The 26,485-nt window shown below is 68.2% G+C and carries 25 protein-coding genes; 8 read left to right on the forward strand and 17 right to left on the reverse strand.

Annotation, left to right across the window (positions count from 1 at the left end; translation table 11 throughout):
• The first annotated feature begins 13 nt into the window (after positions 1-13).
• From zwf to pgl, 3 genes are read left to right on the forward strand one after another with little or no spacing between them, the layout of a single operon-like run.
• Positions 14-1,561 carry a glucose-6-phosphate dehydrogenase gene (gene zwf, locus ACLBWJ_RS03465; RefSeq protein ID WP_447659731.1) on the forward strand — a complete coding sequence of 516 codons (1,548 nt, stop codon included), beginning with the start codon at positions 14-16 and terminating at the stop codon, positions 1,559-1,561.
• Complete coding sequence (locus tag ACLBWJ_RS03470; protein ID WP_112614032.1) at positions 1,558-2,499, forward strand: glucose-6-phosphate dehydrogenase assembly protein OpcA; 942 nt, start codon at positions 1,558-1,560, stop codon at positions 2,497-2,499. Before zwf ends, ACLBWJ_RS03470 begins: the two co-directional genes overlap by 4 nt.
• Before the next feature lies 1 nt (position 2,500).
• Positions 2,501-3,274: a 6-phosphogluconolactonase gene (gene pgl, locus ACLBWJ_RS03475; protein ID WP_274177655.1), complete on the forward strand. Its 774-nt coding sequence runs from the start codon at positions 2,501-2,503 to the stop codon at positions 3,272-3,274.
• A gap of 71 nt (positions 3,275-3,345) precedes the next feature.
• Here the strand turns inward: pgl and ACLBWJ_RS03480 are convergent, their stop codons facing one another.
• The 11 genes from ACLBWJ_RS03480 to ACLBWJ_RS03530 form a co-directional block, all read right to left on the reverse strand.
• Positions 3,346-3,702, reverse strand: a complete 357-nt coding sequence (locus ACLBWJ_RS03480) for an RNA polymerase-binding protein RbpA (RefSeq protein WP_112614028.1) — start codon at positions 3,700-3,702, stop codon at positions 3,346-3,348.
• Positions 3,702-3,950, reverse strand: coding sequence for a preprotein translocase subunit SecG (gene secG / locus ACLBWJ_RS03485; protein WP_036304945.1), 249 nt, complete (start codon positions 3,948-3,950; stop codon positions 3,702-3,704). Before secG ends, ACLBWJ_RS03480 begins: the two co-directional genes overlap by 1 nt.
• Positions 3,951-4,064: 114 nt before the next feature.
• Positions 4,065-4,853 carry a triose-phosphate isomerase gene (tpiA, locus tag ACLBWJ_RS03490; RefSeq protein ID WP_114587882.1) on the reverse strand — a complete coding sequence of 263 codons (789 nt, stop codon included), beginning with the start codon at positions 4,851-4,853 and terminating at the stop codon, positions 4,065-4,067.
• The gene (locus ACLBWJ_RS03495; protein ID WP_112614024.1) at positions 4,844-6,058 is read right to left on the reverse strand and encodes a phosphoglycerate kinase; all 1,215 of its coding nucleotides are present in this window, start codon (positions 6,056-6,058) and stop codon (positions 4,844-4,846) included. Before ACLBWJ_RS03495 ends, tpiA begins: the two co-directional genes overlap by 10 nt.
• 5 nt (positions 6,059-6,063) lie before the next feature.
• The gene (gap, locus tag ACLBWJ_RS03500; protein ID WP_094261864.1) at positions 6,064-7,068 is read right to left on the reverse strand and encodes a type I glyceraldehyde-3-phosphate dehydrogenase; all 1,005 of its coding nucleotides are present in this window, start codon (positions 7,066-7,068) and stop codon (positions 6,064-6,066) included.
• A gap of 137 nt (positions 7,069-7,205) precedes the next feature.
• Complete coding sequence (locus ACLBWJ_RS03505) at positions 7,206-7,826, reverse strand: superoxide dismutase (RefSeq protein ID WP_023951473.1); 621 nt, start codon at positions 7,824-7,826, stop codon at positions 7,206-7,208.
• A gap of 156 nt (positions 7,827-7,982) precedes the next feature.
• The gene (whiA, locus tag ACLBWJ_RS03510) at positions 7,983-8,960 is read right to left on the reverse strand and encodes a DNA-binding protein WhiA (protein ID WP_023951475.1); all 978 of its coding nucleotides are present in this window, start codon (positions 8,958-8,960) and stop codon (positions 7,983-7,985) included.
• 41 nt (positions 8,961-9,001) lie between these two features.
• Positions 9,002-9,877, reverse strand: a complete 876-nt coding sequence (rapZ, locus tag ACLBWJ_RS03515) for an RNase adapter RapZ (protein ID WP_274178020.1) — start codon at positions 9,875-9,877, stop codon at positions 9,002-9,004.
• Positions 9,878-9,910: 33 nt separating this feature from the next.
• Entirely contained in the window at positions 9,911-11,809 is a 1,899-nt protein-coding gene (gene uvrC, locus ACLBWJ_RS03520) for an excinuclease ABC subunit UvrC (RefSeq protein WP_447659732.1), read from the reverse strand.
• A gap of 1 nt (position 11,810) precedes the next feature.
• Positions 11,811-14,696 (reverse strand): excinuclease ABC subunit UvrA, encoded by a 2,886-nt coding sequence (gene uvrA / locus ACLBWJ_RS03525; RefSeq protein WP_354450845.1) that lies wholly within the window; start codon positions 14,694-14,696, stop codon positions 11,811-11,813.
• 52 nt (positions 14,697-14,748) lie between these two features.
• Entirely contained in the window at positions 14,749-15,195 is a 447-nt protein-coding gene (locus ACLBWJ_RS03530; protein WP_205289228.1) for a MarR family winged helix-turn-helix transcriptional regulator, read from the reverse strand.
• 60 nt (positions 15,196-15,255) lie between these two features.
• On the opposite strand from ACLBWJ_RS03530, the gene ACLBWJ_RS03535 reads away from it, so the two are divergent.
• Complete coding sequence (locus tag ACLBWJ_RS03535; RefSeq protein ID WP_447659733.1) at positions 15,256-15,492, forward strand: hypothetical protein; 237 nt, start codon at positions 15,256-15,258, stop codon at positions 15,490-15,492.
• A 29-nt stretch (positions 15,493-15,521) separates the two neighbouring features.
• On the opposite strand, the gene uvrB is transcribed toward ACLBWJ_RS03535, so the two are convergent.
• Positions 15,522-17,603, reverse strand: coding sequence for an excinuclease ABC subunit UvrB (gene uvrB, locus ACLBWJ_RS03540; protein WP_112614014.1), 2,082 nt, complete (start codon positions 17,601-17,603; stop codon positions 15,522-15,524).
• Between the two features lie 63 nt (positions 17,604-17,666).
• Complete coding sequence (gene coaE / locus ACLBWJ_RS03545; protein WP_354450849.1) at positions 17,667-18,275, reverse strand: dephospho-CoA kinase; 609 nt, start codon at positions 18,273-18,275, stop codon at positions 17,667-17,669.
• Between the two features lie 91 nt (positions 18,276-18,366).
• On the opposite strand from coaE, the gene ACLBWJ_RS03550 reads away from it, so the two are divergent.
• Positions 18,367-19,095 carry a response regulator transcription factor gene (locus ACLBWJ_RS03550; RefSeq protein ID WP_447659734.1) on the forward strand — a complete coding sequence of 243 codons (729 nt, stop codon included), beginning with the start codon at positions 18,367-18,369 and terminating at the stop codon, positions 19,093-19,095.
• A 17-nt stretch (positions 19,096-19,112) separates the two neighbouring features.
• Here ACLBWJ_RS03550 and ACLBWJ_RS03555 read toward each other — a convergent pair whose 3' ends face one another.
• The 4 genes from ACLBWJ_RS03555 to ACLBWJ_RS03570 form a co-directional block, all read right to left on the reverse strand.
• Entirely contained in the window at positions 19,113-20,276 is a 1,164-nt protein-coding gene (locus ACLBWJ_RS03555; RefSeq protein ID WP_404568089.1) for a diguanylate cyclase domain-containing protein, read from the reverse strand.
• Positions 20,273-21,949 (reverse strand): sensor histidine kinase, encoded by a 1,677-nt coding sequence (locus ACLBWJ_RS03560; protein WP_447659735.1) that lies wholly within the window; start codon positions 21,947-21,949, stop codon positions 20,273-20,275. Before ACLBWJ_RS03560 ends, ACLBWJ_RS03555 begins: the two co-directional genes overlap by 4 nt.
• Positions 21,950-22,073: 124 nt before the next feature.
• Positions 22,074-23,531, reverse strand: coding sequence for a 30S ribosomal protein S1 (rpsA, locus tag ACLBWJ_RS03565; RefSeq protein ID WP_023951490.1), 1,458 nt, complete (start codon positions 23,529-23,531; stop codon positions 22,074-22,076).
• Between the two features lie 233 nt (positions 23,532-23,764).
• Positions 23,765-24,148 (reverse strand): YchJ family protein, encoded by a 384-nt coding sequence (locus ACLBWJ_RS03570; protein WP_447659736.1) that lies wholly within the window; start codon positions 24,146-24,148, stop codon positions 23,765-23,767.
• A 126-nt stretch (positions 24,149-24,274) separates the two neighbouring features.
• Here ACLBWJ_RS03570 and ACLBWJ_RS03575 point away from each other — a divergent pair, with 126 nt between their 5' ends.
• The 3 genes from ACLBWJ_RS03575 (at position 24,275) to ACLBWJ_RS03585 (ending at position 26,485) form a co-directional block, all read left to right on the forward strand.
• Positions 24,275-24,814, forward strand: coding sequence for a hypothetical protein (locus ACLBWJ_RS03575; RefSeq protein ID WP_404568092.1), 540 nt, complete (start codon positions 24,275-24,277; stop codon positions 24,812-24,814).
• 146 nt (positions 24,815-24,960) lie between these two features.
• On the forward strand, positions 24,961-25,512 hold the full coding sequence (locus ACLBWJ_RS03580) for a hypothetical protein (protein ID WP_447659737.1): 552 nt from the start codon (positions 24,961-24,963) through the stop codon (positions 25,510-25,512).
• A 55-nt stretch (positions 25,513-25,567) separates the two neighbouring features.
• Positions 25,568-26,485 (forward strand): 5'-3' exonuclease, encoded by a 918-nt coding sequence (locus ACLBWJ_RS03585; protein ID WP_447659738.1) that lies wholly within the window; start codon positions 25,568-25,570, stop codon positions 26,483-26,485.

Below are 26,485 nucleotides of genomic sequence, written 5' to 3' on the forward strand. Positions count from 1 at the left end.
GAAGACCCCTCCCATGACCGTGGAGATCTCGCGCGCCCACAACCCTCTGCGCGATCCCGACGACCGCCGCTTGAACCGCATCGCAGGGCCCAGCGCTCTCGTGATCTTCGGCGTCACCGGCGACCTGTCGCGCAAGAAGCTCATGCCCGCCGTCTACGACCTCGCCAACCGCGGGTTGCTGCCCCCCGGGTTCGCCCTGGTCGGCTTCGCCCGACGCGACTGGGAGGACCAGGACTTCGCGGACGTCGTGCACTCGGCGGTGAAACAGTACGCGCGCACGCCGTTCCGCGAGGAGACCTGGAAGCAGCTCCTCCAGGGCATCCGCTTCGTCTCCGGCGAGTTCGGCGACGCCGATGCTTTCCGTCGACTCCGCGAGACGGTCGAGAAGCTCGATGTCGATCGCGGGACGATGGGGAACCACGCGTTCTACCTGTCGATCCCGCCGAAGGACTTCCCGATCGTCGCGAAGCAGCTCAAGGACTCCGGCCTGGTCGACGAGCACGCGGATGCCGACACCTGGCGCCGCGTGGTCATCGAGAAGCCGTTCGGCAGCGATCTGAAGACGGCCCGCGAACTCAACGAGGCGCTCGAGGTGGCCTTCCCGGCCGACTCGATCTTCCGGATCGACCACTACCTCGGGAAGGAGACGGTGCAGAACATCCTCGCACTGCGCTTCGCGAACGAGCTGTTCGAGCCGATCTGGAATGCGAACTACGTCGACCACGTGCAGATCACGATGGCCGAAGACATCGGCGTCGGCGGGCGTGCGGGATACTACGACGGCATCGGCGCAGCGCGCGACGTCATCCAGAACCACCTTCTCCAGCTCCTCGCCCTCACCGCGATGGAAGAGCCCATCTCGATGGAGGCGGGCCACCTGCGGGCCGAGAAGGAGAAGGTGCTCGCCGCTGTCCAGCTGCCGGCCGATCTCTCGACCGCGACCGCCCGCGGACAGTACGCCGGCGGGTGGCAGGGCGGCGAAGAGGTCACCGGCTTCCTCGACGAGGACGGGATGAATCCCGAGTCGACGACCGAGACCTACGCCGCCATAAAGGTCGACATCGCCACGCGCCGCTGGGCAGGTGTGCCGTTCTACCTCCGGACGGGCAAGCGTCTGGGCCGCCGCGTGACCGAGATCGCGGTCGTGTTCAAGCGGGCCCCGCAGCATCTGTTCCTGCGCAATCAGACGACGGAGCTCGGCCAGAACGCCCTGGTGATTCGCGTCCAACCCGACGAGGGCGTCACGATCCGATTCGGCTCCAAGGTGCCGGGGGCCGCCACCGAGGTCCGCGACGTCACGATGGACTTCGGCTACGGCCACGCCTTCACCGAATCCAGCCCCGAGGCATACGAGCGGCTCATCCTCGATGTCCTCCTGGGCGATCCGCCGCTCTTCCCGCGGCACGAGGAGGTCGAGCTCTCGTGGCGCATCCTCGACCCCGTCGAGGAGTTCTGGGCGAAGCAGGGCGGTCCGCTCGAGCAGTACGCGCCCGGCTCCTGGGGCCCCACTTCCGCAGATGAACTGCTGGCCCGCGACGGCCGCGTCTGGAGGCGTCCATGATCGTCGATCTGCCCGACACGACCGTGTCGAAGATCGCCCGCGAACTCGTCAACGTGCGCGAGGAGGGCGGTGCCGTCGCCCTCGGACGCGTCCTGACACTCGTCATCGCGACGTCGCACGGGCTCGAAGAAGACGCGATCGAGGCGGCCAACGACGCCTCGCGCGAGCACCCGATGCGCGTGATCGTGCTGATCACCGATGCGAAGGGCGAATCGAAGCTCGACGCGCAGATCCGGGTAGGTGGCGACGCCGGTGCAAGCGAGGTCGTGGTCCTGCGCGCCAGCGGTGGCGCAGCGAGCAACGACGAGGCTCTCATCACCGGCCTCCTGCTGCCCGATGCGCCTGTTGTGGCCTGGTGGCCCGACCACCCGCCCGCAGACCCGTCGCAGTCCCCCATCGGCCGTATCGCGCAGCGGCGGATCACCGACGCCGCCACGCTGCCCTACGACAGTGGACGGCTCGCCGCGCTGGGCGACGGCTACGCGCCCGGAGACACCGATCTCGCGTGGACACGCCTGACGCACTGGCGCGAGCAGCTCGCGGCCGTCCTCGACCAGCCTCCCTACGAGCCGGTGACCGAGGTCGAGGTCGTCGGCAGCGGCAGCTCGCCGTCGACAGGACTGCTCGCCGCCTGGCTGTGCTTGATGCTCGATGTACCGGTGAACTGGCAGTACGCTCCCCGCGACGAGTGGGAGCACGGCATCCGCAGTGTCCGCCTCAAGCGGCCGAGCGGTGACGTCCTGCTCGAGCGCACGACGACCGTCGACGCGACGCTGACCCAGCCGGGCCAGCCCTCGCACGATCTCGTCCTCCCCCGTCGGACGCTCCGCGAATGCCTCGCGGAAGAGCTCCGCCGCCTCGGGCCCGACGTCCTGTACGGCCGGGTCATCACGGACGGCTGGGCGCGGCTCCACCGCTCGCCTGCCGGAGACGCCTGAGATGCCGACCGCTGAGAAGCGCGTCGTCATCAGCCCCGACGTCGACACCCTCACCGGCTCGATCGCGGCACGTTTCCTCGATCGCGTGGCGAAGTGGGGAACGGACGGAAGAACCGTCAACGTCGGTCTCGCGGGCGGCGGTATCATGACGGATGTGCTCGAGCGGCTCGGGTCCCACCCCGAGCGCGACACTGTCGACTGGTCGCGCGTGCACTTCTGGTGGGTCGACGAGCGCTTCGTCGCCCGCGACAGCGAGGATCGGAACGAGGCGGTCGCACGTCGCGCCTTCCTCGACGCGATCGAGCTGCCGACATCGAACGTGCATCCCATCGCTGCGTCAGACGAGGCGCCGGATGCCGAAGCCGCCGCCTGCGCGTACGCCGCCGAGCTCGCTACGGCGGGCATCGACGGCGCGGCCTGGCCCGTCTTCGACATCTGCTTCCTGGGCGTCGGCCCCGACGGCCACATCGCCTCGCTGTTCCCGGACCGCGGCGAGATCCGCATCACCGACAGCGCGGTCTCAGCCGTCCACGACTCCCCGAAGCCCCCGGCCGAGCGCGTGACGCTCACTCGGCCGGTGATCAACGCGTCGAAGCGGGTATGGATGGTGCTCGCCGGTCCGGACAAGTCAGCCGCGCTCGGGCTCGCGCTTGCGGGTGCCAGCTACCACAGCGTGCCGGCAGCCGGTGCGAAGGGCACCCGTCGCACCATTCTGTTCACGGATGAAGCGACCGCCGCGCAGGTTCCGCCGGAGCTCATCGACGACGAGTACTGACTCGCGCGCACATACGAAGAGAGCGGATGCCGTGGCATCCGCTCTCTTCGTATGTTGCGACGTGTGCCGCGTCAGTTCAGTCCGCGGCGTTCGCGAAGCTGCTGCAGCGCTTCGTCGAGAAGCTGCTCGGCCTCTTCGTCGGAACGGCGCTCCTTCACGTAGGCGAGGTGCGTCTTGTACGGCTCGGTCTTGGCGACGGCAGGCGGATTAGCCTTGTCGCGACCGGCCGGCAGCCCCGAGTGGGGCGAGTCGATGGTCTCGGGGATCTCTTCGTCCGCGATGCCGGCGGCGAAGTAGCGCACCGTCTCGTTGCCGAGAGCGTCCCAGTACGAGATCGCCACGCGATCAGCGTGGTGTCCGTGGTCCTGCTCACCCATGGGGCCCGCACCGACGCGGGTGCCGCGAATGGCGTTTCCTCCGGTAGCCATCAGAGCACCGTGAACTTCGTGATGAGGCCGAGGGCGACGATGGAGAGGAACCACGCCAGCGCGAGCACGATCGTGAAGCGGTTGAGGTTGCGCTCCGCGAGGCCCGACGAGCCCATGGCGGAACTCATCCCGCCGCCGAACATGTCGGACAGGCCGCCGCCGCGCCCCTTGTGGAGCAGGATCAGCAACGTCAGGAGCAGGCTGGTGATGCCCAGAAGCACCTGCAGCACGAACTCGAGGATCTGCACGGTGGTCGTCACCTTTCCGGCGATCGTTCCGATCGCACGAGGGTCAAGTATATCCAGCAGCCGCACGGATACGCGTACGGCCCGGCGACCGGTGGGTCGCCGGGCCGCACGACGTCACACGCCGACGTGCTTCTGGTAGCGGATGATCGCGGCGAACTCGTCTGCGACGAGGCTCGCGCCTCCGACGAGAGCGCCGTCGACATCGGGCTCGCGCATGAAACCGGCGATGTTGGCCGACTTCACCGATCCCCCGTAGAGGATGCGGGTGCGCGCAGCCGCATCGGCGCCGAGCACGGAGCCGACGACCTCACGGAGCTTCGCGCACACGTCCTGCGCCTGCTGCGGGGTCGCAGCCTGGCCCGACCCGATGGCCCACACCGGCTCGTAAGCCACGACGATGTCGGCATCCGCCGCCACGCCTGCGAGGGCCGCCTCGAGCTGCGCCACCGGAACAGCCGACGCGCCGTGCTTTTCCAGGTCCTCCGCCGTCTCACCGACGCAGATGACCGGCGACAGACCGTGACGGAGGGCCGCCTGGACCTTGGCCGCGACGACCTCATCGGTCTCGGCGTGGTACTCACGACGCTCCGAGTGCCCGATGATCACGTACCGGCAGTCGAGCTGCTTGAGGAACGCTCCCGAGATCTCGCCGGTGTATGCGCCGGAGTCCTTCGTGGAAAGATCCTGGGCACCGAGAGCGAAAGCGATCTTGTCGGCGTCGAGCAGCGTCTGCACTGTACGCAGATCGGTGAAGGGCGGGAAGACCGCCACCTCGACGGAGTCATCCTCGTGCTTGGCGTCCTTCAGCGTCCAGTGCAGCTTCTGCACGAACGCCACCGCCTGCAGGTGGTCGAGGTTCATCTTCCAGTTGCCCGCGATGAGGGGCATACGGTTCATGCCCATCCGAGCACCTCCAGACCGGGCAGCTTCTTGCCCTCCAGGAATTCCAGCGACGCACCGCCGCCGGTCGAGATGTGACCGAACGACGAGTCGGCGAACCCGAGCTGCCGCACCGCGGCCGCCGAATCTCCGCCGCCGACGACGGACAGCCCGTCGACCTCGGTGAGCGCCTGAGCCACGGCTCGCGTGCCTGCCGCGAACGCGGGCATCTCGAACACGCCCATCGGGCCGTTCCAGAACACGGTGCGCGAGCTGCGGATCGCGTCGGCGAACAGCTCTGCGCTCTTCGGGCCGATGTCGAGGCCCATGCCGTCGGCACCGAACGGGGTATCCTCCAGAGCATCGGCCGCCGCGACCACGTGGTCGGCGTCCGCCGCGAAGCCGGAAGCCATGACCGCGTCGACCGGGAGCACGAGTTCGACGCCGCGCTCCTTCGCCGTGGCGATGTAGCCCTTCACGGTCTCGAGCTGGTCGCTCTCGAGCAGGCTCTTGCCGACCTTGTGTCCGAGCGCGGCGAGGAAGGTGAACAGCATCCCCCCGCCGACGAGGATCTTGTCGGCGCGCGGAAGCAGGTGCTCGATGACACCCAGCTTGTCGCTCACCTTCGACCCGCCGAGCACCACGGCGTACGGACGCTCGGGGTTCTCGGTGAGGCGGTCGAGGACGTCGACCTCCTTCTCGATGAGGAAGCCGGCCGCCGACGGCAGGATCTCCGCGAGGTCGTAGACCGAGGCCTGCTTGCGGTGCACGACACCGAAGCCGTCGGACACGAGCACATCGCCGAGCGCGGCGAGCTGCTCGGCGAACGCGCGACGCTCGGTCTCGTCCTTCGCCGTCTCGCCCGCGTTGAAGCGCAGGTTCTCGATCACTGCGACGTCACCGTCGCCGAGCGACGAGACGACCTGCTGCGCCGACTCGCCCACCGTGTCGCCGGCGAAGGCGACGGGCTTGCCGAGCAGCTCCGACAGACGCTGTGCGACGGGTTCGAGCGAGTACTTGGGGTCGGGGGAACCGTCGGGACGTCCCAGGTGCGAGCACGCGATGACGCGAGCTCCCTGGCCGATGAGGTGGTCGATGGTGGGCAGTGCCGCACGCACACGGCCATCGTCCGTGATGACTCCGTCCTTCAGGGGGACGTTGAAGTCAACACGGACGATGACGCGCTTTCCTGCGAGCGGGCCCAGCGAATCGAGGGTTCGCAGAGCCATGGTCGTCAGAGCTTGCTGGCGACGAGCTCGGTGAGGTCGACGAGGCGGTTGGAGTAACCCCACTCGTTGTCGTACCAGCCGACGACCTTGACCTGGTTGCCGATGACGCGGGTCAGGCCGGCGTCGAAGATGCAGGAGTGGTCGTCGGTGACGATGTCGCTCGAGACGATCTCGTCCTCGGTGTACTTCAGGATGCCCTTGAGCGGACCCTCGGCAGCAGCCTTGTACGCAGCCTTGATCTCCTCGACCGTGACCTCGCGCTCGAGCTCGACCGTGAGGTCGGTCGCCGAACCGGTGGGAACGGGCACGCGAAGAGCGAAGCCGTCGAGCTTGCCCTTCAGCTCGGGGAGGACGAGGCCGATGGCCTTGGCCGCGCCCGTCGAGGTGGGGACGATGTTGAGGGCGGCGGCGCGGGCACGGCGGAGGTCGCTGTGCGGGCCGTCCTGCAGGTTCTGGTCGGCCGTGTAGGCGTGGACCGTCGTCATGAGGCCCTTGACGATGCCGAACTCGTCGTTCAGGACCTTCGCCAGCGGCGCGAGACAGTTCGTGGTGCACGACGCGTTCGAGATGACGTTGTGGTTCTCGGGGTCGTACAGGTCCTCGTTCGCGCCGATGACGAACGTGCCGTCCTCGCCCTTCGCGGGAGCCGAGATGAGAACCTTCTTAGCGCCGCCCGCGATGTGCTTCTTGGCGTCCTCGGCGTTGGTGAAACGACCGGTCGACTCGATGACGATGTCGACGCCCAGCTCGCCCCAGGGGAGGTTGGCGGGGTCGCGCTCTTCGAAGACCTTGATGGTCTTGCCGCCGACCGTGATCGAGTCCTCCGAGTACGTGACCTCGGCGTCCAGGCGACCCAGGATCGAGTCGTACTTGAGCAGGTGGGCGAGAGTCTTGTTGTCGGTGAGGTCGTTCACCGCCACGATCTCGAGGTCCGCGCCCTGAGCGAGGGCGGCGCGGAGGTAGTTGCGTCCGATGCGGCCGAAGCCGTTGATGCCGATCTTGACAGACACGATGTCTCCCGTTTCTTGTCGCGCCGGAAAAGCCCGTGCTGGCTGACCGAAACGCGATCTGATGAAAAAGAAGAGGATGCCGGGTTCGGCTCCCGTTGCCGGGAGGAGCCCGGCATCCTCACCTGTTTATGACCCTACTACGCGAGCAGGCCGGCCGTCTTCTCCCGAGCCGTCACAAAGCGCTCGGCGACGTTCTGCCAGTTCGCGATGTTCCACGCCGCCTTGACGTAGTCCGCCTTGACGTTGAGGTAGTCGAGGTAGAAGGCGTGCTCCCACATGTCGAGCTGGAAGATGGGGATGGTTCCCTGGGCGGTGTTCGACTGCTGGTCGAACAGCTGCTGGATGATCAGCTGTGCACCGATCGGGTCCCAGCTGAGCACGGCCCAGCCGGAGCCCTGGATGCCGGTGGCGGCAGCCGTGAAGTGCGCCTGGAACTTGTCGAATCCGCCGAAGAACTCGTCGATCGCCGCGCGGAGCTCGCCCTCGGGCTCGCCGCCGCCCTCGGGCGAGAGGTTCGTCCAGAAGATGGAGTGGTTGACGTGCCCGCCGAGGTTGAACGCGAGGTCCTTCTCGAGCTTGTTGACGTTCGCGAGGTTGCCGGTCTCACGGGCCTCCGCGAGCTGCTCGAGAGCGGTGTTGGCGCCGTTCACGTACGTCTGGTGGTGCTTGGAGTGATGAAGCTCCATGATCTTGCCGCTGATGTGCGGCTCGAGTGCCGCGTAATCGTATGGGAGCTCGGGAAGGGTGTACTTCGTCATTCTCTATCTCCTGTCAGCACCGCGCAGCGCGCGGCTCGTGCTGTCGAAGGCGCGCGACCGCACGCCTCGTGGACGTTTCTCATCCTATTGAGGGGCAACGCGTCGCACACCCCGTTGCTTCCCGCTCGGAACGCGGTGTAACGCGGGCGGGGTCGCTCAGTCGGAGAGTCCCGCGGGGACCGCCGACTCGGTGTCGGGCAGTCCTTCAGCGGCGGCCTTCTTGTCGGCCATCGCGAGAAGGCGGCGGATGCGGCCTGCGACAGCGTCCTTCGTCAGCGGCGGGTCGGCGTGATGACCGAGCTCATCGAGGCTCGCGTCGCGGTGTGCCAGACGGAGATCGCCGGCCTGCTTGAGGTGGTCGGGCACCTCGTCCCCCAGGATCTCGAGGGCTCGCTCGACGCGCGCGCAGGCCGCGACGGCCGCCTGGGCCGAACGACGCAGGTTCGCGTCGTCGAAGTTCACGAGGCGGTTCACGCCCGCGCGCACCTCGCGGCGCTGCCGCATCTGGTCCCACGTGTCGGCCGTGCGGGTGGCGCCCATCTCGGCGAGGGTCTGCCGAATCGCCTCGCCGTCGCGGACGACCACACGCGGGATGCCGCGGACCTCGCGCGCCTTGGCCGCGATGCCCAGACGGTGAGCCGCGCCGACGAGGGCCATGGCGGCCTCGGGAGAGGGGCAGGAGATCTCGAGAGCGGCCGAACGTCCCGGGTCGGACAGTGAACCGGCAGCGAGGAAAGCACCGCGCCACAGGGCGGCCAGGTCGGGACGCGATCCGGTCGTGAGCCTGTTGGGAAGGCCGCGCACCGGGCGGCGCCGCTGGTCGAGAAGGCCGGTCTGACGTGCGAGGGTCTCGCCTCCCTCGCGAACGCGGACGGCGAACGTCGCGCCGTCGCGGCCGCCGGACGCCTGGATGCGGGCGAGCTCGGGCCGCACGCCGTAGATCTCGACGAGTTCGCGCGCCACGCGGCGGGCGAGGATCTCCGAGTCGACCTCGGCCTCGACGGCCACTCGGCCCGCGATCGAGTGCAGACCGCCCGCGAAGCGCAGGATCGCGGTCACCTCGGCCACACGGGCGGCGGGTCGAGGGTCGCGCATCGCAGCCAACTCGGTCTTGACGTCAGCGGTCAGCGGCACGGCGCTCCTTCGGGAGGGGGTTCGGGGGACGAAGGGATAGCCTACTCGCGACCGAGGTCGCGGTGCTTGAGTCGCACCGCCACGCCGGGCAGCCCCGACAGCCGCTGCGCGAGTTCTCGAGCCGTGACGACGGAGCGGTGCTTGCCTCCCGTGCATCCGACGGCGACCACGGAATGGCGCTTGTTCTCGTCCTGGTAACCGCGCAGCACGGGGGCCAGCGCCGCAGCGTAGGCGTCGATGAACTCGCGTGCGTTGTCGTGCGAAAGGACCTCTTCGCGGACGGCGTCGTCTTCGCCGGTGAGCGCCTTGAGGTCGGGGTTCCAGAACGGGTTCGGCAGGAATCGCATGTCGGCCACGAGGTCGGCGTCCGGCGGCAGGCCGTACTTGAAGCCGAAGCTCATGACGGTGACGGTGTGGCGAGCCGCACCGTCGTCGGCGAACAGGTCACCGATGTAAGTCGCCAGCTGATGGATGTTGTCGCGGGAGGTGTCGACGATCACGTCGGCACTCTCGCGAATCGGGGCGAGGCGTTCGCGCTCGCGGCGGATGCCGTCGACGAGTGTGCCGTCGCCCTGGAGAGGGTGCGGGCGACGCACCGACTCGAACCGGCGCACGAGCACTTCGTCGGCGGCATCCAGGAACAGGATCCGGAGGGCCCGCCCGTGCCGAAGCGCACGCGTGATCTCGGGCAGTGCGGCGAAGAGCTCACCGCCGCGGACGTCGACGACCGCCGCGACTCGCGGCAACGCATTCCCCGCCAGCTCGCTGAGCTCGAGCAGCGGACGCAGCATCTGGGGCGGCAGATTGTCGACGACATACCACCCGAGGTCTTCCAGGGCGTTCGCGGCCGTGGTGCGGCCGGCACCGGACATGCCCGTGACGATGAGAATCTCGCCCGCGGGTACCTCGTCGGTCACCGTCACCACCCCTGTCTGTCGCCGACGTCCAGCCTATCCGTCCGCGAGATGGCGATGGATCGCCTCGGCCAGTCGAGGGCCGATGCCCGGCAGCTCCTGGATCTCCTCCGGCGTCGCCTGCTTGAGCTTGGAGACCGAGCCGAAGTGCCGGAGCAGAGCCTTGATCCGGGCCGCTCCGAGGCCCGGTATCTCGGAGAGGACCGAGGTGATGTCGCGCTTTCGCCGCTTGCGCTGGTGGACGATCGCGAATCGATGGGCTTCGTCTCGCAGCCGCTGGAGGAGATACAGCGACTCGGACGTGCGCGGGAGGATGACGGGGTACTCCTCCCCCGGCAGCCAGATCTCCTCGAGCCGTTTGGCGATGCCGCAGAGAGCGATCTCGCTGTGTCCGGTGTCGGCGAGGGCTCGCGCTGCCGCTTCGACCTGAGGCTTGCCGCCGTCGACGACGAGCAGCTGCGGACGATAGGCGAAACGCGGGCGCTTGCGTGCCGTCACGACCTCGCCGTCGGCGGTTGCGTCGGGAACCGGCTCATCGTCCTCGTCGGGTCGGTCGAGGTAGGCGAGGCGGCGCGTCAGCACCTGGTACATCGAGTCGGTGTCGTCCGTCGTCTCGTTGACGCCGAAGATCCGGTACTGGTCCTTGCGGGGAAGCCCATCCTCGAAGACCACGAGAGACGCGACGACGTTGGTGCCCGACAGGTGCGAGACGTCGTAGCACTCGATCCGCAGCGGAGCCTCCTCGAGGCCGAGGGCCTCCTGCAGGTCGGTCAACGCCTGGCTGCGCGCGACGTAGTCGCTCGTGCGACGGGTCTTGTGAAGCATGAGCGCCTGCTGCGCGTTGATGTTGGCGGTCTTCATCAGATCCGCCTTGCGTCCGCGCTGCGCGACCTGCACGGTGACGCGCTTGCCGCGGCGGGTCTGCAGCCATTGCTCCAGCTCGCCGGCATCGCCGGGCAGCGTCGGAACGAACACATGCCGAGGGATGTCACCGGGCGCGGCATCCCCGTACGTCCGCTGGAGCACCTGATCGACCAGATCGGCCCCGGAGATGTCGATCTCCTTCTCGATCGTCGTCGCCCGCACACCGCGAATGCGACCGCCGCGCACGACGAAGTGCTGGACGGCAGCGGCGAGCTCGTCCTCGGCGATGCCGAAGAGGTCGGCATCCATATCGTCCTCGAGCACGAGGGCGCTCTTGTTGAGGACGGCGTCGATCGCCTGCAGCTTGTCGCGGTAGACAGCCGCCGACTCGTAGTCCATCGCCGCGGCCGACTCGCGCATGCGCGTCGTCAGCTCTCGGGCGAACCGCTGATCACCGCCTGACATGAAGGCGACGAAGTCATCGACCATCGCGCGGTGCTCTTCGATCGTGACCTTCATCGAGCACGGCCCGCCGCAGCGGCCGATCTGACCGGGGAAGCATGGACGCCCCGAGGCCATCGCCTTCTTGTACGACGAGTCGCTGCACGTGCGGATCGGGAAGACCTTGATCATCAGATCGATGGTCTCGTGCACCGCCCAGACCTTGGGATACGGCCCGAAGTACTTCGCACCGGGAATCCGCCGGTTGCGCGTCACGATCACCCGCGGCGCCTCATCGGCGAGAGTGATGGCCATGAACGGGTAGGACTTGTCGTCGCGGTAGCGGACGTTGAAGGGCGGATCGAACTCCTTGATCCACATGTACTCCAGCTGCAGCGAGTCGACGTCGGTCGCCACGACGGTCCATTCGACCGAGGCCGCGGTGGTGACCATGCGGCGAGTGCGCTCGTGGAGGGTGTGGAGCGGAGCGAAGTAGTTCGACAGCCGGGCCCGGAGGTTCTTCGCCTTGCCGACGTACAGGACCCGCCCTTCCGCGTCGCGGAAGCGGTAGACCCCGGGGTCTGTGGGGATCTCGCCGGCTTTCGGCCGGTACGGAAGGACGTTCGCCACGTCAGCCCGCCTTGCGCGCCGCCGGGGCCCCCAGGATCTCGGCGAGGAACTGACCGGTGTGGCTCTCGGCGACGCCCGCGACCTGCTCGGGCGTACCCGTGGCCACGATCGTGCCGCCGCCGGCACCGCCCTCGGGACCGAGGTCGATGATCCAGTCGGAGGCCTTGATCACGTCGAGGTTGTGCTCGATCGTGATCACGGTGTTGCCCTTGTCGACGAGACCGTTGAGCACCTCGAGCAGCTTGCGGACGTCTTCGAAGTGCAGGCCCGTCGTGGGCTCGTCGAGCACGTAGATGCTGCGGCCGTTCGAGCGGCGCTGCAGCTCCGTGGCGAGCTTGACGCGCTGCGCCTCGCCGCCCGAAAGCGTCGTGGCGGACTGACCGAGCCGGACGTACCCGAGCCCGACGTCGACGAGCGTCTTCAGGTAGCGGTGGATCGCCTGGATCGGCTCGAAGAACTCCGCGGCCTCCGAGATGGGCATCTCGAGGACCTCGGCGATGTTCTTGCCCTTGTAGTGCACAGCGAGCGTGTCGCGGTTGTACCGCTTGCCGTGGCACACCTCGCAGTCGACGTACACGTCGGGCAGGAAGTTCATCTCGATCTTCAGTGTGCCGTCGCCGGAGCACGCCTCGCAGCGACCACCCTTGACGTTGAACGAGAACCGACCCGGCAGGTATCCGCGGACCTTCGCCTCGGGCGTCTCGCTGAACAGGGTGCGGATGCGGTCGAAGACGCCGGTGTAGGTGGCGGGGTTCGATCGCGGGGTGCGGCCGATCGGCGCCTGGTCGACGTGAACCACCTTGTCGAGGTTGTCGAGGCCGGTGACGCGCGTGTGCTTGCCCGCGACGCGGCGTGCACCGTTCAGGCGGGTCGCCAGCACTTCGTACAGGATGCCGTTGACGAGCGTGGACTTGCCCGAGCCGCTGACTCCGGTCACCGAGGTGAGCACACCGAGCGGGAACTCGGCGGTCACGTTCTTGAGGTTGTTGGCCCGGGCGCCGACGACCGTCAGCATCCGCTTCTTGTCGATCTTGCGACGCTTCGTCGGCGTCTCGAGCGACCGGCGTCCCGACAGGTAATCGCCGGTCATGGAGTTCTCGTCGGCCAGCAGAGCGTCGTACGGGCCGGAGTGGACGACGTTTCCGCCTTCGACGCCGGCGCGCGGGCCGATGTCGACCACCCAGTCGGCGGCGGCGATCGTCTCTTCGTCGTGCTCGACGACGATGAGCGTGTTGCCGAGGCTCTTCAGCTTCACCAGCGTGTCGATCAGCCGGCGGTTGTCGCGCTGGTGCAGTCCGATCGACGGCTCGTCGAGGACGTAGAGGACCCCGGTGAGGCCCGAACCGATCTGTGTCGCGAGCCGGATGCGCTGTGCCTCGCCACCCGAGAGCGATCCGGCGGCGCGCCCCAGGCTGAGGTAGTTCAGTCCGACCTCGATGAGGAAGTCGAGTCGGGCGCGGATCTCGCGTAGCACCGCTGCCGCGATCTTGGCCTCGCGCTCAGTGAGCTGGAGCTGGTTGAAGTAGGTCTGCGCCTCGGCGAGGCTCAGCCGCGCGACATCGGCAATGGAATGCTCGTGGACGAGGACCGCGAGCACCTCCGGCTTGAGCCGGTCGCCGTCGCACGCGGGGCACGGGACCTCGCGCAGGTACTCCGCCCAGCGCTGACGCTGCGTGTCCGTCTCGGCCTGGAGATACTGACGTTCGATGTACGGGATGACGCCTTCGAAGCCCGATGCGTAGCGCATCTCGCGCCCGTAACGGTTCTTCCACTTGACCGTCACCTTGTAGTTCTCGCCGCGCAGCACCGCGTCCTGCACCTCCGCCGGCAGCTTGCGCCACGGGGTCTTGAGCGAGAACTTCAAGTCGGATGCGAGCCCTTCGAGCAGCCGCTCGTAGTACTGGAAGAGTCCCTTGCCCTGCGTTGTCCAGGGCAGGAGGACGCCCTCGGCGATAGAGAGCTCCTCGTCGCCCAGCATGAGCTCGGCGTCGACAGACATCCGCGTGCCGAGACCCGAGCACGTCGGGCACGCGCCGAAGGGCGCGTTGAACGAGAAGGTTCGCGGCTCGATCTCGGTGAGCTGCAACGCGTGGCCGTTCGGGCAGGCGAGCTTCTCGCTGAAGCTCTGCCACGCCGCGTCGCCCTCTTCGTCGACGAAGTTGATCTTGATGACGCCGCCGGCGAGTGCCAGGGCGGTCTCGACCGAGTCGGTCACGCGCCCGAGCAGATCGGGGCCGGCGACGAGGCGGTCGACGACCACCGCGATGTCGTGCTTGTAGCTCTTCTTGAGCGTCGGCGGCTCGGCCAGCGAGATCACGTCGCCGTCGACGACCGCCCGGGCGTAGCCCTTCGCGCTCAGCTCCTTGAAGAGGTCGACGAACTCGCCCTTCTTCTGCGTCACGACCGGCGCGACCACCTGATAGCGCGTGCGGTCGGGCAGCTCCATGAGCTGGTCGGCGATCTGCTGGACGGTCTGACGCTGGATCCGCTCGCCGCACTCGGGACAGTGCGGCACGCCGATCCGCGCCCACAAGAGGCGCATGTAGTCGTGGATCTCGGTGATCGTGCCGACCGTCGACCGCGGGTTGCGGTTCGTCGATTTCTGATCGATCGAGACGGCGGGGCTCAGGCCCTCGATGAAGTCGACGTCGGGACGATCCACCTGACCGAGGAACTGTCGCGCGTACGCGCTCAGCGACTCGACGTAGCGGCGCTGCCCCTCGGCGAAGATCGTGTCGAAGGCGAGACTCGACTTTCCCGAGCCGGAGAGGCCGGTGAAGACGACGAGACTGTCGCGCGGGATGTCGAGATCCACGTCCTTGAGGTTGTGGACGCGGGCTCCGCGGACGCTGAGTTTCGATGAGGAAGCGACGGGGACGATGGGCACCGCACAAGTCTAGGTCGGGCCTCCGACACCGGCTCCGCGGTTCGCCCTGGGCTCACTCTTGCGCTACAGGCGGCTGCTCCCGAGGGACCCGCCGCCCGGCGAACGGCTCGAGTCCGTCGCGCAGAGCGGTCACCTCGTCGACCGTCATTCCGACCGCCGCCATGACCTGTTCGGGGACACGCACCGCGTCCGCGCGCAGCGCTCGGCCCGCAGCGGTCAGTCCGATCTCGAGCACGCGTTCGTCGCCTCGCCGCCGCGCGCGCGTGACCAGCCCCTGGGCCTCGAGACGTTTGACGAGCGGAGACAGCGTCGCCGGCTCCATCGCAAGGTCGGCCGCCAGCTCCCCCAGCGCCTGCGGTGACGATTCCCAGAGGGCGAGCATGACGAGGTACTGCGGGTGGGTCAGGCCGAGCGGCTCGAGAATCGGCCGGTAGATGGCCACGACGTTCCGGGCCGCGGTGACCAGCGCGAAGCAGAGCTGGTTGTCGAGCTTCAACATGTCGTCGGCGGAGTCCACCCTCGCATCCTATACGCCCTAATCGTTAGTACACTGATGATCATGACCGAGCACGACCGCCGCCCACCCCTTCGCACGCGCGTCCGCGAGGCGGGCGGCTGGTACGCCTATCTGAACTCGCGGCTCATCCGTGCCGCCGGGCCGGCGTCCGTCGGCCCGTACGAAAGCGAGCCCGAGCCCGAGCGCACCGGCCGCGCGTGTCCGTTGTGCGGCCACCCGATGACCGAGCACGACGTGGACCGGACCGGGCCGAAGCCCCTGCTCCACTGCCCCCGTTGACCCGGCGCCGCCGCTGACACCTCTCGCGGTCAGGCGTGCCCGGCTCGCTCCATCGCACGCAGCTCCTTCTTGAGGTCCTGCACCTCGTCACGGAGGCGCCCTGCCAGCTCGAACTTGAGTTCCGCTGCCGCGGCGAGCATCTGCTGCGAGAGGTCTTCGATCGTCGCCTCGAGCTGCTGAGCCCCTTCTGCGGCGATCCCCTCACGGCGCAGCTGCGGGGTCGGGCTCTTGCCCTTGCCCGACTTGTTGCGAGCCGTCGCCTTGCCGTTCAGCAGGTCGCGGGTATCGGATGCCTCTCGCGCGAGGGCATCCGTGATGTCGGCGATCTTCTTCCGCAGCGGCTGCGGATCGATGCCGTGCTCGAGGTTGTAGGCGATCTGCTTCTCACGGCGACGCTCGGTCTCCTCGATGGCTGCGGCCATCGAGTCGGTGATCTTGTCGGCGTACATGTGCACCTGGCCCGAGACGTTTCGCGCCGCGCGCCCGATCGTCTGGATGAGTGAGGTTCCCGAACGCAGAAACCCCTCCTTGTCGGCGTCGAGGATCGCGACCAACGACACCTCGGGCAGGTCGAGTCCCTCGCGGAGCAGGTTGATGCCGACGAGCACGTCGTACGCGCCCTGGCGCAACTCGGTGAGGAGCTCCACACGTCGGAGCGTGTCGACGTCGGAGTGCAGGTAGCGCACCCGCACACCGTGCTCGCCGAGGAAGTCGGTGAGCTCTTCGGCCATCTTCTTGGTGAGTGTCGTCACCAGGACGCGCTCGTCGCGCTCCACGCGTAGCCGGATCTCTTCGAGCAGATCGTCGATCTGACCCTTCGAGGGCTTGATGATGATCTCGGGGTCGACGAGACCGGTAGGCCGGATGATCTGTTCGACCACGCCGTCGGCGATGCCCATCTCGTAGCGCCCCGGTGTCGCGGAGAGGTACACGGTCTGCCCGACGCGCTCCTTGAACTCGTCGAAGCGGAGCGGCCGGTTGTCCATGGCGCTCGGCAGACGGAACCCGTGGTCGACGAGGGTGCGCTTGCGGGAGGCATCCCCCTCGTACATCGCTCCGATCTGGGGAACGGTCACGTGCGACTCATCGATCACGAGGAGGAAGTCGTCGGGGAAGAAGTCGAGCAGCGTGTGGGGCGGGTCACCCGGGGAACGACCATCGAGGTGCCGCGAGTAGTTCTCGATGCCCGAACAGAAGCCGAGCTGCTGCAGCATCTCGAGGTCGAACGTCGTCCGCATCCGCAGACGCTGCGCCTCCAGCAGCTTTCCCTGGCTCTCGAACTCCTTCAGACGCTCACCGAGCTCGTGCTCGATCGTTCCGATGGCGCGCTGGACCGTCTCGGTGCCCGCCACGTAATGCGACGCCGGGAACACCGGGACGCTGTCCAGCTTCTGGACGACGTCACCCGTCAGCGGGTGGAGCATGTACAGCGCCTCGATCTCGTCGCCGAAGAGCTCGATGCGGATGGCGTACTCCTCGTACACCGGGATGATCTCGATCGTGTCGCCGCGCACCCGGAAGTTGCCGCGCGAGAAGTCCACGTCGTTGCGGTTGTACTGCATTGCGATGAACTTGCGGATGAGGGCGTCACGGTCGTATCGCTCGCCCACCTGAAGCGCGACCATGGCGCGGAGATACTCCTCCGGCGCACCGAGGCCGTAGATGCACGAGACCGTGCTCACCACGACCACGTCGCGACGACTCAGGAGCGAGTTCGTGGTCGAGTGGCGCAACCGCTCGACCTCGGCGTTGATCGACGAGTCCTTCTCGATGAAGGTGTCGGTCTGCGGGACGTACGCCTCGGGCTGGTAGTAGTCGTAGTAGCTGACGAAGTACTCGACCGCGTTGTTCGGCATGAGGTCGCGGAACTCGTTCGCCAGCTGCGCGGCGAGCGTCTTGTTGTGCGCCATCACGAGCGTCGGACGCTGCACCTGCTCGATGAGCCACGCCGTCGTCGCCGACTTGCCCGTACCCGTGGCACCCAGCAGCACCACGTCGGTCTCGCCCGCGTTGATCCGGCCTGCGAGCTCGGCGATCGCCTGGGGCTGGTCACCGCTCGGGACGTATTCGCTGATGACCTCGAAGGGCCTCACGGAGCGCGTGGTCTGCATGATTCCAGCGTAGGCGGGGCCACCGACATCGGGCCCGACCTTCGCTCAGAGCGTGCGCGCGTGCTACGAGGCCGGCGCCGCGGTGAGCTCGGCCCAGAGGGCGTCGACCTGCGCCAGCGTCGCCTCGAGGTCACCCGCGGTGTCGATGACGACGTCGGCGATTGCGAGCCGCTGGTCATCGTCGACCTGCGCCGAGATCCGCCGATCGGCCTCCTCCGCCGTCATCCCGCGAAGGCGCTGCAGACGCTCACGGCGGACGGATGCGGGCGCGTGCGCGACGACGACGGAATCCCAGGGGTCGTCGACGCGAGCCTCGATGAGCAGAGGCACGTCGTACACCACGACGGTCCCGTCCCCTCGGCCGAGTGCTTCGTCGAAGCGTCGCTGCGACTCCGCACGAACCGGCGGGTGAACGATCTCGTTCAGCCTGGTTCGCGCTTCCGGGTCGGCGAACACGATGGCCGCCAGCGCGGCGCGGTCGAGTTCGCCGTCAGCCGCGATCACGCCGAACCCGAACTCGGCGCTGATGGCCTCGAGCACGCGAGACCCGGGGCGCTGGACGTCCCGCACGATCGCGTCCGCGTCGACGACAACGGCCCCGTGCTCGGCCAGCCGACGCGCGATCGTGGATTTGCCGGACGCGATCCCGCCTGTCAATGCGATCAGAGGCATACACCCGAGGATGCCACGGGCGCTAGGCCGAGCGCGAGGCCGCCCGGTCGATACGATGGATTCCACACAACCCGCGGAAGGTGGGATCACCGTGGAACGCACCGCCGTCATCGTCGAAGACCAGGCCGACATCCGCAGCCTGCTCTCGGCGATCCTCGAATCGAGCGGATTCTCGGTGCACGCGACCGAGAACGGCCTCGACGCGGTCGAGCTGATCCGATCGGTATCCCCCGACGTCACGACCCTCGACGTCAACATTCCCGGCATCGACGGGTTCGAGGTCGCGCGTCGCGTCCGCGAGTTCAGCGACACCTACATCATCTTCATCTCCGCCTTCGTGGAACCGGGCGACGCCGAGCGCGGCAGGGCAGCCGGCGGTGACGAGTACCTCGGCAAGCCGTTCCGGCCGCGCGATCTCAAAGCTCGCCTGGCCGCTATTCCGTCACAGCGGCGACGCGAGGAGGCGCCCGTCGTGGATGCCGCACCGGCCGCGACCCCGACTCCGGCCGCCCAGAACCTCTCCTATGGCGACGTATCGGTGACCGACAATGTGTTCCGCCTCGCGGGCGTTCCGATCGAACTCGCGCAGACGGAATCGTCCGTGCTCCGCGCCCTGCTCCTCGCGCAGGGACGCACCCGGACGAAGCACGACCTCGCACTCGCTCTCCGGTCCCGGTCACGCGCAGACGCTCCCGATCCCGACGAGGTGCGGGCGATCGAGCGCAGCGTCGAGGCGCTGCGCGGGACGTTCGCAGCCGCCGCGACGTCGACCCTGATCGCCTCGGACCAGGGCACGGGGTACCGGCTCGACCAGCGCTGACAGCGGCGCGGACAGCGTCAGGACGGTTCGGCGAGCAGCACGGCCGAAGCCACCCCCGACGAGGCACGGGTCGCCGCGGCCGCGGCCGCCTCGATCAGGGCATCCGCGTCGTAGCCGACGGCATCGCTCAGCGCGACGCCGATGCCGATGGCCGGAAGCACGCCGCCCTCGACCGAGCCGAGCGCCTCGAACAGGGAGCGGTAGAGCGCCAGCGCCTGCCGTCGCGCGTCCGCCGCGGATCCGACGACCGTGATGACTCCGATCCGCTCGGCCCCGACCTCGCCCAGAACAGCGAGCGTCGGCGCGTTCGCCGCCATGGTCTTGCGCCACGTCCGTACGACCTCATCGCCCACATCGAGACCGAACGCGGTGGCGATGTACTCGAGTCCGTCGAGCTCGATGACCCAGACCGCCACCAACTCCCTCCGCGCGCTGGCCCGCTGGACGCTCACGCTGACCGCCCGGCGGAAGCCCGCTATCGTGGCGATCTCACCCGAACCGGCATCGCGCCCCTCCGGCGAATCGGACCCGCGCACGCCGACCCGACCAGCGCGGAGGACCGACGCGCTGACGACGGCGGTGATGGAGAGGACCACCGTCAGGATGCTCGTGGGTATCGAACCCGCCCACAGATCGAAGACCTCGCCGTACCCCAGCGTCACGACGATGACGACGCGCACGAGGTAGAACAGCGCCTGCACGCCGAAGACGATGCCCAGCGGGAGCGCGGTACGGGAGGCGCCGAGGGCACCGCGGAAGCACTCCACCGACGCCGCCGTGGCCAGCACGCTCAGCGCTCCGAACATCACCACGGCCCCGGACCAGTCGTCGCCGCCCAGGGCGAACTCGACGGCGGCAGCGACCGCGGCAGCGGTGCCGCCGAGCGCGACGACGACACCGGCTCCGCGCACCGGCCGCCGGTTGTAGGCGCGGCATCCGAGCCACATGAGACCCGTACCGACGACGGCAGCGGTGTTGCCGCACACGACGGCCCAGGCGGTTTCAGGGGCACTGGCCCAGACGACGTAGAACATCGTGGTCAGCACGGCGGAGAGGAATCCGACTGCCCAGAATCGGCCGCTCTGCTCGGGCCGACGCAGCAGAGTATCGAAGATGAACAGCACGGCGCACACCAGCACCACGACGGCGGTCACGAGCGAAACGGAGAACTGATCGATCATGATGTCGCCGTCCCGGGCCGCCGCACCGGAAGCGTCACCGAGAAAGTCGAACCGACGCCCAGAACGCTGGTGACCGTGATGTCCCCGCCGTGCCTGCGCACGATATCGCGGCTGATCGCCAGACCGAGCCCGTTGCCGGTGACGGACGAATCGCGGACGGCTGCCCCCCGGTAGTAGCGCTGGAACACCGAGCCGAGGTCCTCCTCGTTCAGCCCGACCCCGGAGTCCTGCACGGCGATCAGCGCCCACTGGTCGCCGACCGAGGTGGCGACCGAGACACGACCGCCCGGTCGGTTGTACTTGACCGCGTTCGAGAGGAGGTTGTCGAGAACTTGCCGGATGCGAACGGGGTCCGCATAGGCCCGGGCTGGTTCGACGCGGGACACGTCGATCACGATGCCGCGCTCCCCCGCGCTCACGAGGATCGACTCCACGGCAGCGTGGACGATCTCGACGAGATCGATGTCCGCCGGTGAGACGGTGAGCTGCGCCGCTGATTTGTGCTGACTCGACGCCGCCAGCACGTCTCCCACGAGGCGGAGCAGCTGGTCGGCGTTCCGATCTGCGACGCGCAGGTTCTCGAGCGCCGCCTCGGGAACACCCGGCGTGTCGATGGCCAGTTCGAGGTAACCCAGGATGGACGTCAAAGGGGTCCGCAGCTCGTGCGAGACCGACGACACGAGGGCGTCGCGCTCACGCAACGCGTCGGTTTCGGCCGTGATGTCGCGCGTCACGACGACCGCGCCGGAGTCCCTGCCGTCCGGCTCGATGATGCGCCGCGCCGACACGCTCAGAACACGGCGGTCCTCGCCCTGGCCGACCTGGATTCGCGCGTCGGTGAAGGCTTCGCCGTGCCGGACGCGCGCCAGTGGATGCTCGTCAGCAGCCAGCAGTGTCGAGCCGTCGGCCGAGAACACGTCAGGCTGTCCGCTGGTGCGCGACCCGCGCTGCAGGCGCGCGTGGGCGTCATTGATGATCGAGGCCGAGCCGTCCGACTCGATCCGAGCGACGCCGAAGTCGACGCGGTCGAGAGCCTCGGTGAGCACCTGCTCATGTCGGCGCGCTCGCTCGAGAGATTGCGTCAGCACCGTCGCTTGACGGTCGAGGAGCAGCCGCTGTGCGCTGGCGCGCCGGCTGCTGAGGAACGTCGACGTGCTCACGGCGATGAGCAGGAGAGGCAGAAGCAGGAAACCGAAGGATGACGGCGACGACCGGATCACCGCATCCGTCACGCCGTATGCGGCGAGAGCGAGGAGGATGCCCCCGAGCCAGCCGGCGGCGCCGAAACCCGCCGCGAGCCAGATGACCGGGAAGACCCAGAGCAACCCGAATCCACCGGTCGGCTCGGCGACGCGCATGACGCCGATCGCGACGATGTCGCCCAGCGGGATCAGAGCGAGCCACAGGGGCGGGAGATGCCCCCACGGGACGATGATCGATGCGCCGGTCAGCACGAAGACAGCGGTGACGGCGAGGAAGAACAGGGCCGTGTCACCGCGGAATCCCACCATGAGGCCCGCAATTGCAACGACGAGCACGACGGACGTCGTCACGATCTGATTGAGCATCGCCGACCGCGCGCGGTCACCGTCTCCGAGGACGGCATTCACCCACCGCGGGGGCGCGGGGAGAACGTAGGTCGCGCGCGTTCGTTGCGGCGTCTCGTTCTCCATGCACTGAAACTATCGCGTCACGGACGCCCGCGCGCACGGCACGGCGGAATCTCGTTCCGTCGCCCGGAAACGGCGGAAGGGCCGGAGCACGAGGCTCCGACCCTTCCGTCGTATCAGTGTGGGCTCAGCGACCCGAGAGCTTCTCGCGCAGAGCGGCGAGAGCCTCGTCGTCGGCCAGCGTGCCGCCGCCGGTGCTCGCGGACTGGACGTCCGACGAGAACGACGAGCCGTTGTCGGCGGGAGCAGCCGCCTCGGCCTCGAGGGCCTTGACGACAGCAGCCTTGTGCGCCTCCCAGCGACCCTGAGCTGCCGCGTACTCGGCCTCCCAAGCCAGACGCTGCTCGTCGAAGCCTTCCTTCCACTGGTTGGTCTCCGGGTCGAAGCCCTCGGGGTACTTGTACTCCCCGTTCTCGTCGTACTCGGTGACCATGCCGTAGAGGGCGGGGTCGAACTCGGTGCCGTAGGGGTCGACCGACTCGTTCGCCTGCTTCAGCGAGAGCGAGATGCGGCGACGCTCGAGGTCGATGTCGATGATCTTGACGAAGACCTCTTCGCCGACCGACACGACCTGCTCGGCGAGCTCGACGTGCTTGCCCGACAGTTCGGAGATGTGCACGAGGCCCTCGATGCCGTCGGCGACGCGAACGAACGCACCGAACGGAACGAGCTTGGTGACCTTGCCCGGCGCGACCTGTCCGATCGCGTGGGTGCGGGCGAAGACCTGCCACGGGTCCTCCTGCGTCGCCTTGAGCGACAGCGAGACGCGCTCGCGGTCGAGGTCGACCTCGAGGATCTCGACGGTGACCTCCTGGCCGACCTCGACGACCTCGGAAGCGTGCTCGATGTGCTTCCACGAGAGCTCGGAGACGTGCACGAGGCCATCCACGCCGCCCAGGTCGACGAACGCACCGAAGTTGACGATCGACGAGACGACGCCCTTGCGGACCTGACCCTTGTGGAGGTTGTTGAGGAACGTGGTGCGCGACTCGGACTGCGTCTGCTCGAGCAGGGCGCGGCGCGAGAGCACGACGTTGTTGCGGTTCTTGTCGAGCTCGAGGATCTTGGCCTCGATCTCCTGGCCGAGGTACGGCGTGAGGTCGCGGACGCGACGCAGCTCGATGAGCGATGCCGGCAGGAAGCCGCGCAGGCCGATGTCGACGATCAGACCACCCTTGACGACCTCGATCACGGAGCCGGTGACGACACCGTCGTTCTCCTTGATCTTCTCGACGTCACCCCAGGCGCGCTCGTACTGCGCGCGCTTCTTGGAGAGGATGAGGCGACCTTCCTTGTCCTCCTTCTGGAGAACGAGGGCTTCGACCTCGTCGCCGACCTTGACGACCTCGTTGGGGTCGACGTCGTGCTTGATGGAAAGCTCGCGCGAGGGGATGACACCCTCGGTCTTGTAGCCGACGTCGAGGAGGACCTCGTCGCGGTCGATCTTCACCACGGTGCCTTCGATGAGGTCACCGTCGTTGAAGAACTTCAGAGTCTTCTCGACCGCGGCCAGGAAGTCCTCAGCAGATCCGATGTCGTTGATAGCGACCTGCTTGGTGGCCGGGGCGGTCGTTGCGTTAGTCATGTAGTGGGTTGTCCTTGTTGGGTCAGGGTGTCGGGCCGCGAATCCGGGGCTCGTCGTCTCGGGGACGACGGCCGCGATCGAGGCGGATGGTTGTGGATGATGCGTCAGATGCGCATGGCGACGAAGCCACACGAGTGACGATCCAGGGTATCAGAGCGAACCCGCTCGATTCCAGTCCTCCAGCGCTTCCTGCTCGCCGCGGCGGCGCCGGGTGCCCGGCCCGTCCCGATCGGTCACGCGGAGGGGTCGACGACACCACCGACGTAGAGCCATCGGCCGCGTACTCGAGTGAATCGGCTGACCTCGTGGAGCTCTCCGGAATCGGAACCGGAGCGCCACCGGGCCCGGAACTCGACGATGCCCGTGGCGTCGTCCGCGCCGCCGGCGGCCCGAACGACCGTGAGCCCCGTCCACTCCTCCGGGCCGTCCGCCTCGAGATCGTCGGGACGCGTCGCAGGGTGCCAGGTTCGCGCGAGATGGGTACGGTCTCGCACGGCGAACGCGGTGTAGCGCGAACGCATGAGCTGCTCCGCAGTTCCCGCCGCCTGCCCGTCGAGGATGGGACCGCAGCAGGCGCCGAACGCGCCGCCGCCGCACGGGCAGGGCGCCGCGTCCATCGGACGCCGCCTGAGCGCCGCCTCACCGAACGACATGTGCACCACCACTCCGCATCCCTCCAGGCTACGAGACAGCCCTGTGGAAAGTTCCCGCGGGCGGAGGATCGGGCTCGCTACGGTCGGGGCATGTTCGTCCGACGCCGCCATGCTGTCGCCGCCGTCCTCGCCGTCGCACTGCTGACAACCGGATGCGGCTCCCCCGCGTCCTCGCCCACCCCCGAGCCAACGGCGACAGCGCCCTCCCCCACCGACAGCGACACCGCGGCTTTCGCCGCCGCCGAAGCGACCTACCGCGCCTACGTCGACGCCCTCAATGCCGTGGACCTCTCCGACCCGACGACGTTCGAACCCGTACTGGCGCTTACGACTGATGAGGCTGAAGTCTCTGTAGCGAGGTCGTTTGAGGAGATGCGCTCGAAGAGTTGGCAAGTAGAGGGGAGGAGCACGATTGTGTCGTTGAGCCCAGACGAAATGAATGCTGCCCGCACTCGTGCGACCCTGGCCGTTTGCCTCGACGTGTCTCGGGTAAGCGTCGTGGACAAGAACGGCGCATCGATGGTCGGCGATCGTCCTGACATCCAAAGCTTGCAGATCAGCGCAACCCGCTCCGACGACGGGTGGCTGCTGAGCAAGTTCGAGAGCAACGCGGTTCCGCGCGCATGTTGACCGCAACCGTGGTGGCAGCCCTCACGATCGGCTTACCACAGAGTGTGAACGATCCCTGTTCAGACGGCCTCGGATGGGTGTCTGCCTGCACAGTCGACCCCGCGGGCGAATCGGTTGTCATCCGAGGCGAAGGCCGCGCACCTTCGTTGCAGGCTCCCTCTTCCCAAGGACGCGAAACCGACACCCAGCCAGCCCCACAGAGAGACTGCGGGGCGCTGAACCGGTGCGACGACTTCACCGTCTCGCTTCTGCCGCAGGCGACGATCGCCGATGTCGCGTCCTTCGCTCCGCAACCGGGTGCGCTCAGCAGCCAGCCGGCCGGCTACGGTGTCGCCGGGCTCCCGCTCGACTTCCTGATCGCGGCGTCGCAGCACACGGCCACGGGAACGCTGTTCGACCTGACGGTCACCGTGCGCTTCACGCCGGACGAGATCGTCATCGCTCCCGGCGACGGCAGCACCCGCACCGTCGCAGCCACCGCCCGGACACCGGCGAGCCACACCTACCGCTCGCGAGGCAGCTATGTCGCGACCGCCACCGTCCGCTACCACGCGGAGGTCGATTTCGGCCGCGGCTGGCGACCGGTGCCGGGCGCCCTCGAGATCCCGACCGCCGGGTACACCGTCGAGGTGCTCGAGGCACGGGGAACGCTCGTCGATCGGGTCTGCACCGAGCCGCCGTCGGGGCCCGGATGCTGAGCAGTCTGGGTCAGTACGATGCTGCAGGGTCCGCCTCCCGTGCCAGGATGATGCGATGAGCGACCGACTCATGCTGCTCGACAGCGCATCCCTGTACTTCCGCGCGTTCTACGGCGTCCCCGACACCGTCAAGGACTCCGAGGGCCGGCCGGTCAATGCGGCCCGCGGCTTCCTCGACATGATCGCGAAGCTCGTCACGACGTACGAGCCGACTCACCTGATCGCCTGCTGGGATGACGACTGGCGACCGCAGTGGCGTGTCGACCTGATCCCGACATACAAGACGCACCGCGTCGCCGAGACGGTCGAGACCGGTCCCGACGTCGAGGTCGTGCCCGACCCGCTCGAGGCGCAGATCCCGACCATCCGCGAGAGCCTCGACGTCCTCGGCATCCCGATCGTCGGGGCACCCGACCACGAGGCCGACGACGTGATCGGCACGCTCGCGACGCGCGCGACGATGCCCGTCGACGTCGTCACCGGCGACCGCGACCTCATCCAGCTCGTGGACGACACGCGGCAGATCCGCGTCGTCTACACCGGCCGGGGCATGAGCAACCTCGATGTGCTCACGGGCGAGGCGGTCGTGTCGAAGTACGCCGTGCGCCCCGACCAGTACGCCGACTTCGCCACGATGCGCGGTGACGCTTCCGACGGACTCCCCGGCGTGGCCGGCGTGGGCGAGAAGACCGCGGCAACCCTCCTCGCCGCTCACGCCGACCTCGACGGCATCCTGGCGGCGGCCGAGAGGGGCGAGGGCATGAGCGCCGGGGTTCGCGCGAAGCTCGCCGCGGCAGCGGATTACCTCGCGGTAGCTCCGCGGGTCGTCCGGGTGGTGCGCGACCTGGACCTCGGCGCTGTCGAGGGACGCATCCGCGGCACCGATGCCGACACCGTCGCAGAGGTTGCCGATCGCCGTGGGCTGGGCGGTTCGCTCGCACGCGCGGCATCCGCACTCCGCGACCGCACCTGA

This window comes from Microbacterium sp. M4A5_1d, from assembly GCF_053345465.1.

Excerpts from the sequence above, each read along its gene's own strand:
- pgl (WP_274177655.1), top strand. The coding sequence starts at position 2,501 with ATGCCGACCGCTGAGAAGCGCGTCGTCATCAGCCCCGACGTCGACACC.
- uvrB (WP_112614014.1), bottom strand. The coding sequence starts at position 17,603 with ATGCAGACCACGCGCTCCGTGAGGCCCTTCGAGGTCATCAGCGAATAC.
- rpsA (WP_023951490.1), bottom strand. The coding sequence starts at position 23,531 with ATGACTAACGCAACGACCGCCCCGGCCACCAAGCAGGTCGCTATCAAC.
- ACLBWJ_RS03495 (WP_112614024.1), bottom strand. The coding sequence starts at position 6,058 with ATGGCTCTGCGAACCCTCGATTCGCTGGGCCCGCTCGCAGGAAAGCGC.
- zwf (WP_447659731.1), top strand. The coding sequence starts at position 14 with ATGACCGTGGAGATCTCGCGCGCCCACAACCCTCTGCGCGATCCCGAC.
- tpiA (WP_114587882.1), bottom strand. The coding sequence starts at position 4,853 with ATGGGCATGAACCGTATGCCCCTCATCGCGGGCAACTGGAAGATGAAC.
- ACLBWJ_RS03575 (WP_404568092.1), top strand. The coding sequence starts at position 24,275 with ATGTTCGTCCGACGCCGCCATGCTGTCGCCGCCGTCCTCGCCGTCGCA.
- ACLBWJ_RS03570 (WP_447659736.1), bottom strand. The coding sequence starts at position 24,148 with ATGGACGCGGCGCCCTGCCCGTGCGGCGGCGGCGCGTTCGGCGCCTGC.
- ACLBWJ_RS03535 (WP_447659733.1), top strand. The coding sequence starts at position 15,256 with ATGACCGAGCACGACCGCCGCCCACCCCTTCGCACGCGCGTCCGCGAG.
- ACLBWJ_RS03480 (WP_112614028.1), bottom strand. The coding sequence starts at position 3,702 with ATGGCTACCGGAGGAAACGCCATTCGCGGCACCCGCGTCGGTGCGGGC.
- ACLBWJ_RS03560 (WP_447659735.1), bottom strand. The coding sequence starts at position 21,949 with ATGGAGAACGAGACGCCGCAACGAACGCGCGCGACCTACGTTCTCCCC.
- ACLBWJ_RS03585 (WP_447659738.1), top strand. The coding sequence starts at position 25,568 with ATGAGCGACCGACTCATGCTGCTCGACAGCGCATCCCTGTACTTCCGC.
- ACLBWJ_RS03555 (WP_404568089.1), bottom strand. The coding sequence starts at position 20,276 with ATGATCGATCAGTTCTCCGTTTCGCTCGTGACCGCCGTCGTGGTGCTG.
- ACLBWJ_RS03470 (WP_112614032.1), top strand. The coding sequence starts at position 1,558 with ATGATCGTCGATCTGCCCGACACGACCGTGTCGAAGATCGCCCGCGAA.
- coaE (WP_354450849.1), bottom strand. The coding sequence starts at position 18,275 with ATGCCTCTGATCGCATTGACAGGCGGGATCGCGTCCGGCAAATCCACG.
- ACLBWJ_RS03530 (WP_205289228.1), bottom strand. The coding sequence starts at position 15,195 with ATGTTGAAGCTCGACAACCAGCTCTGCTTCGCGCTGGTCACCGCGGCC.
- ACLBWJ_RS03505 (WP_023951473.1), bottom strand. The coding sequence starts at position 7,826 with ATGACGAAGTACACCCTTCCCGAGCTCCCATACGATTACGCGGCACTC.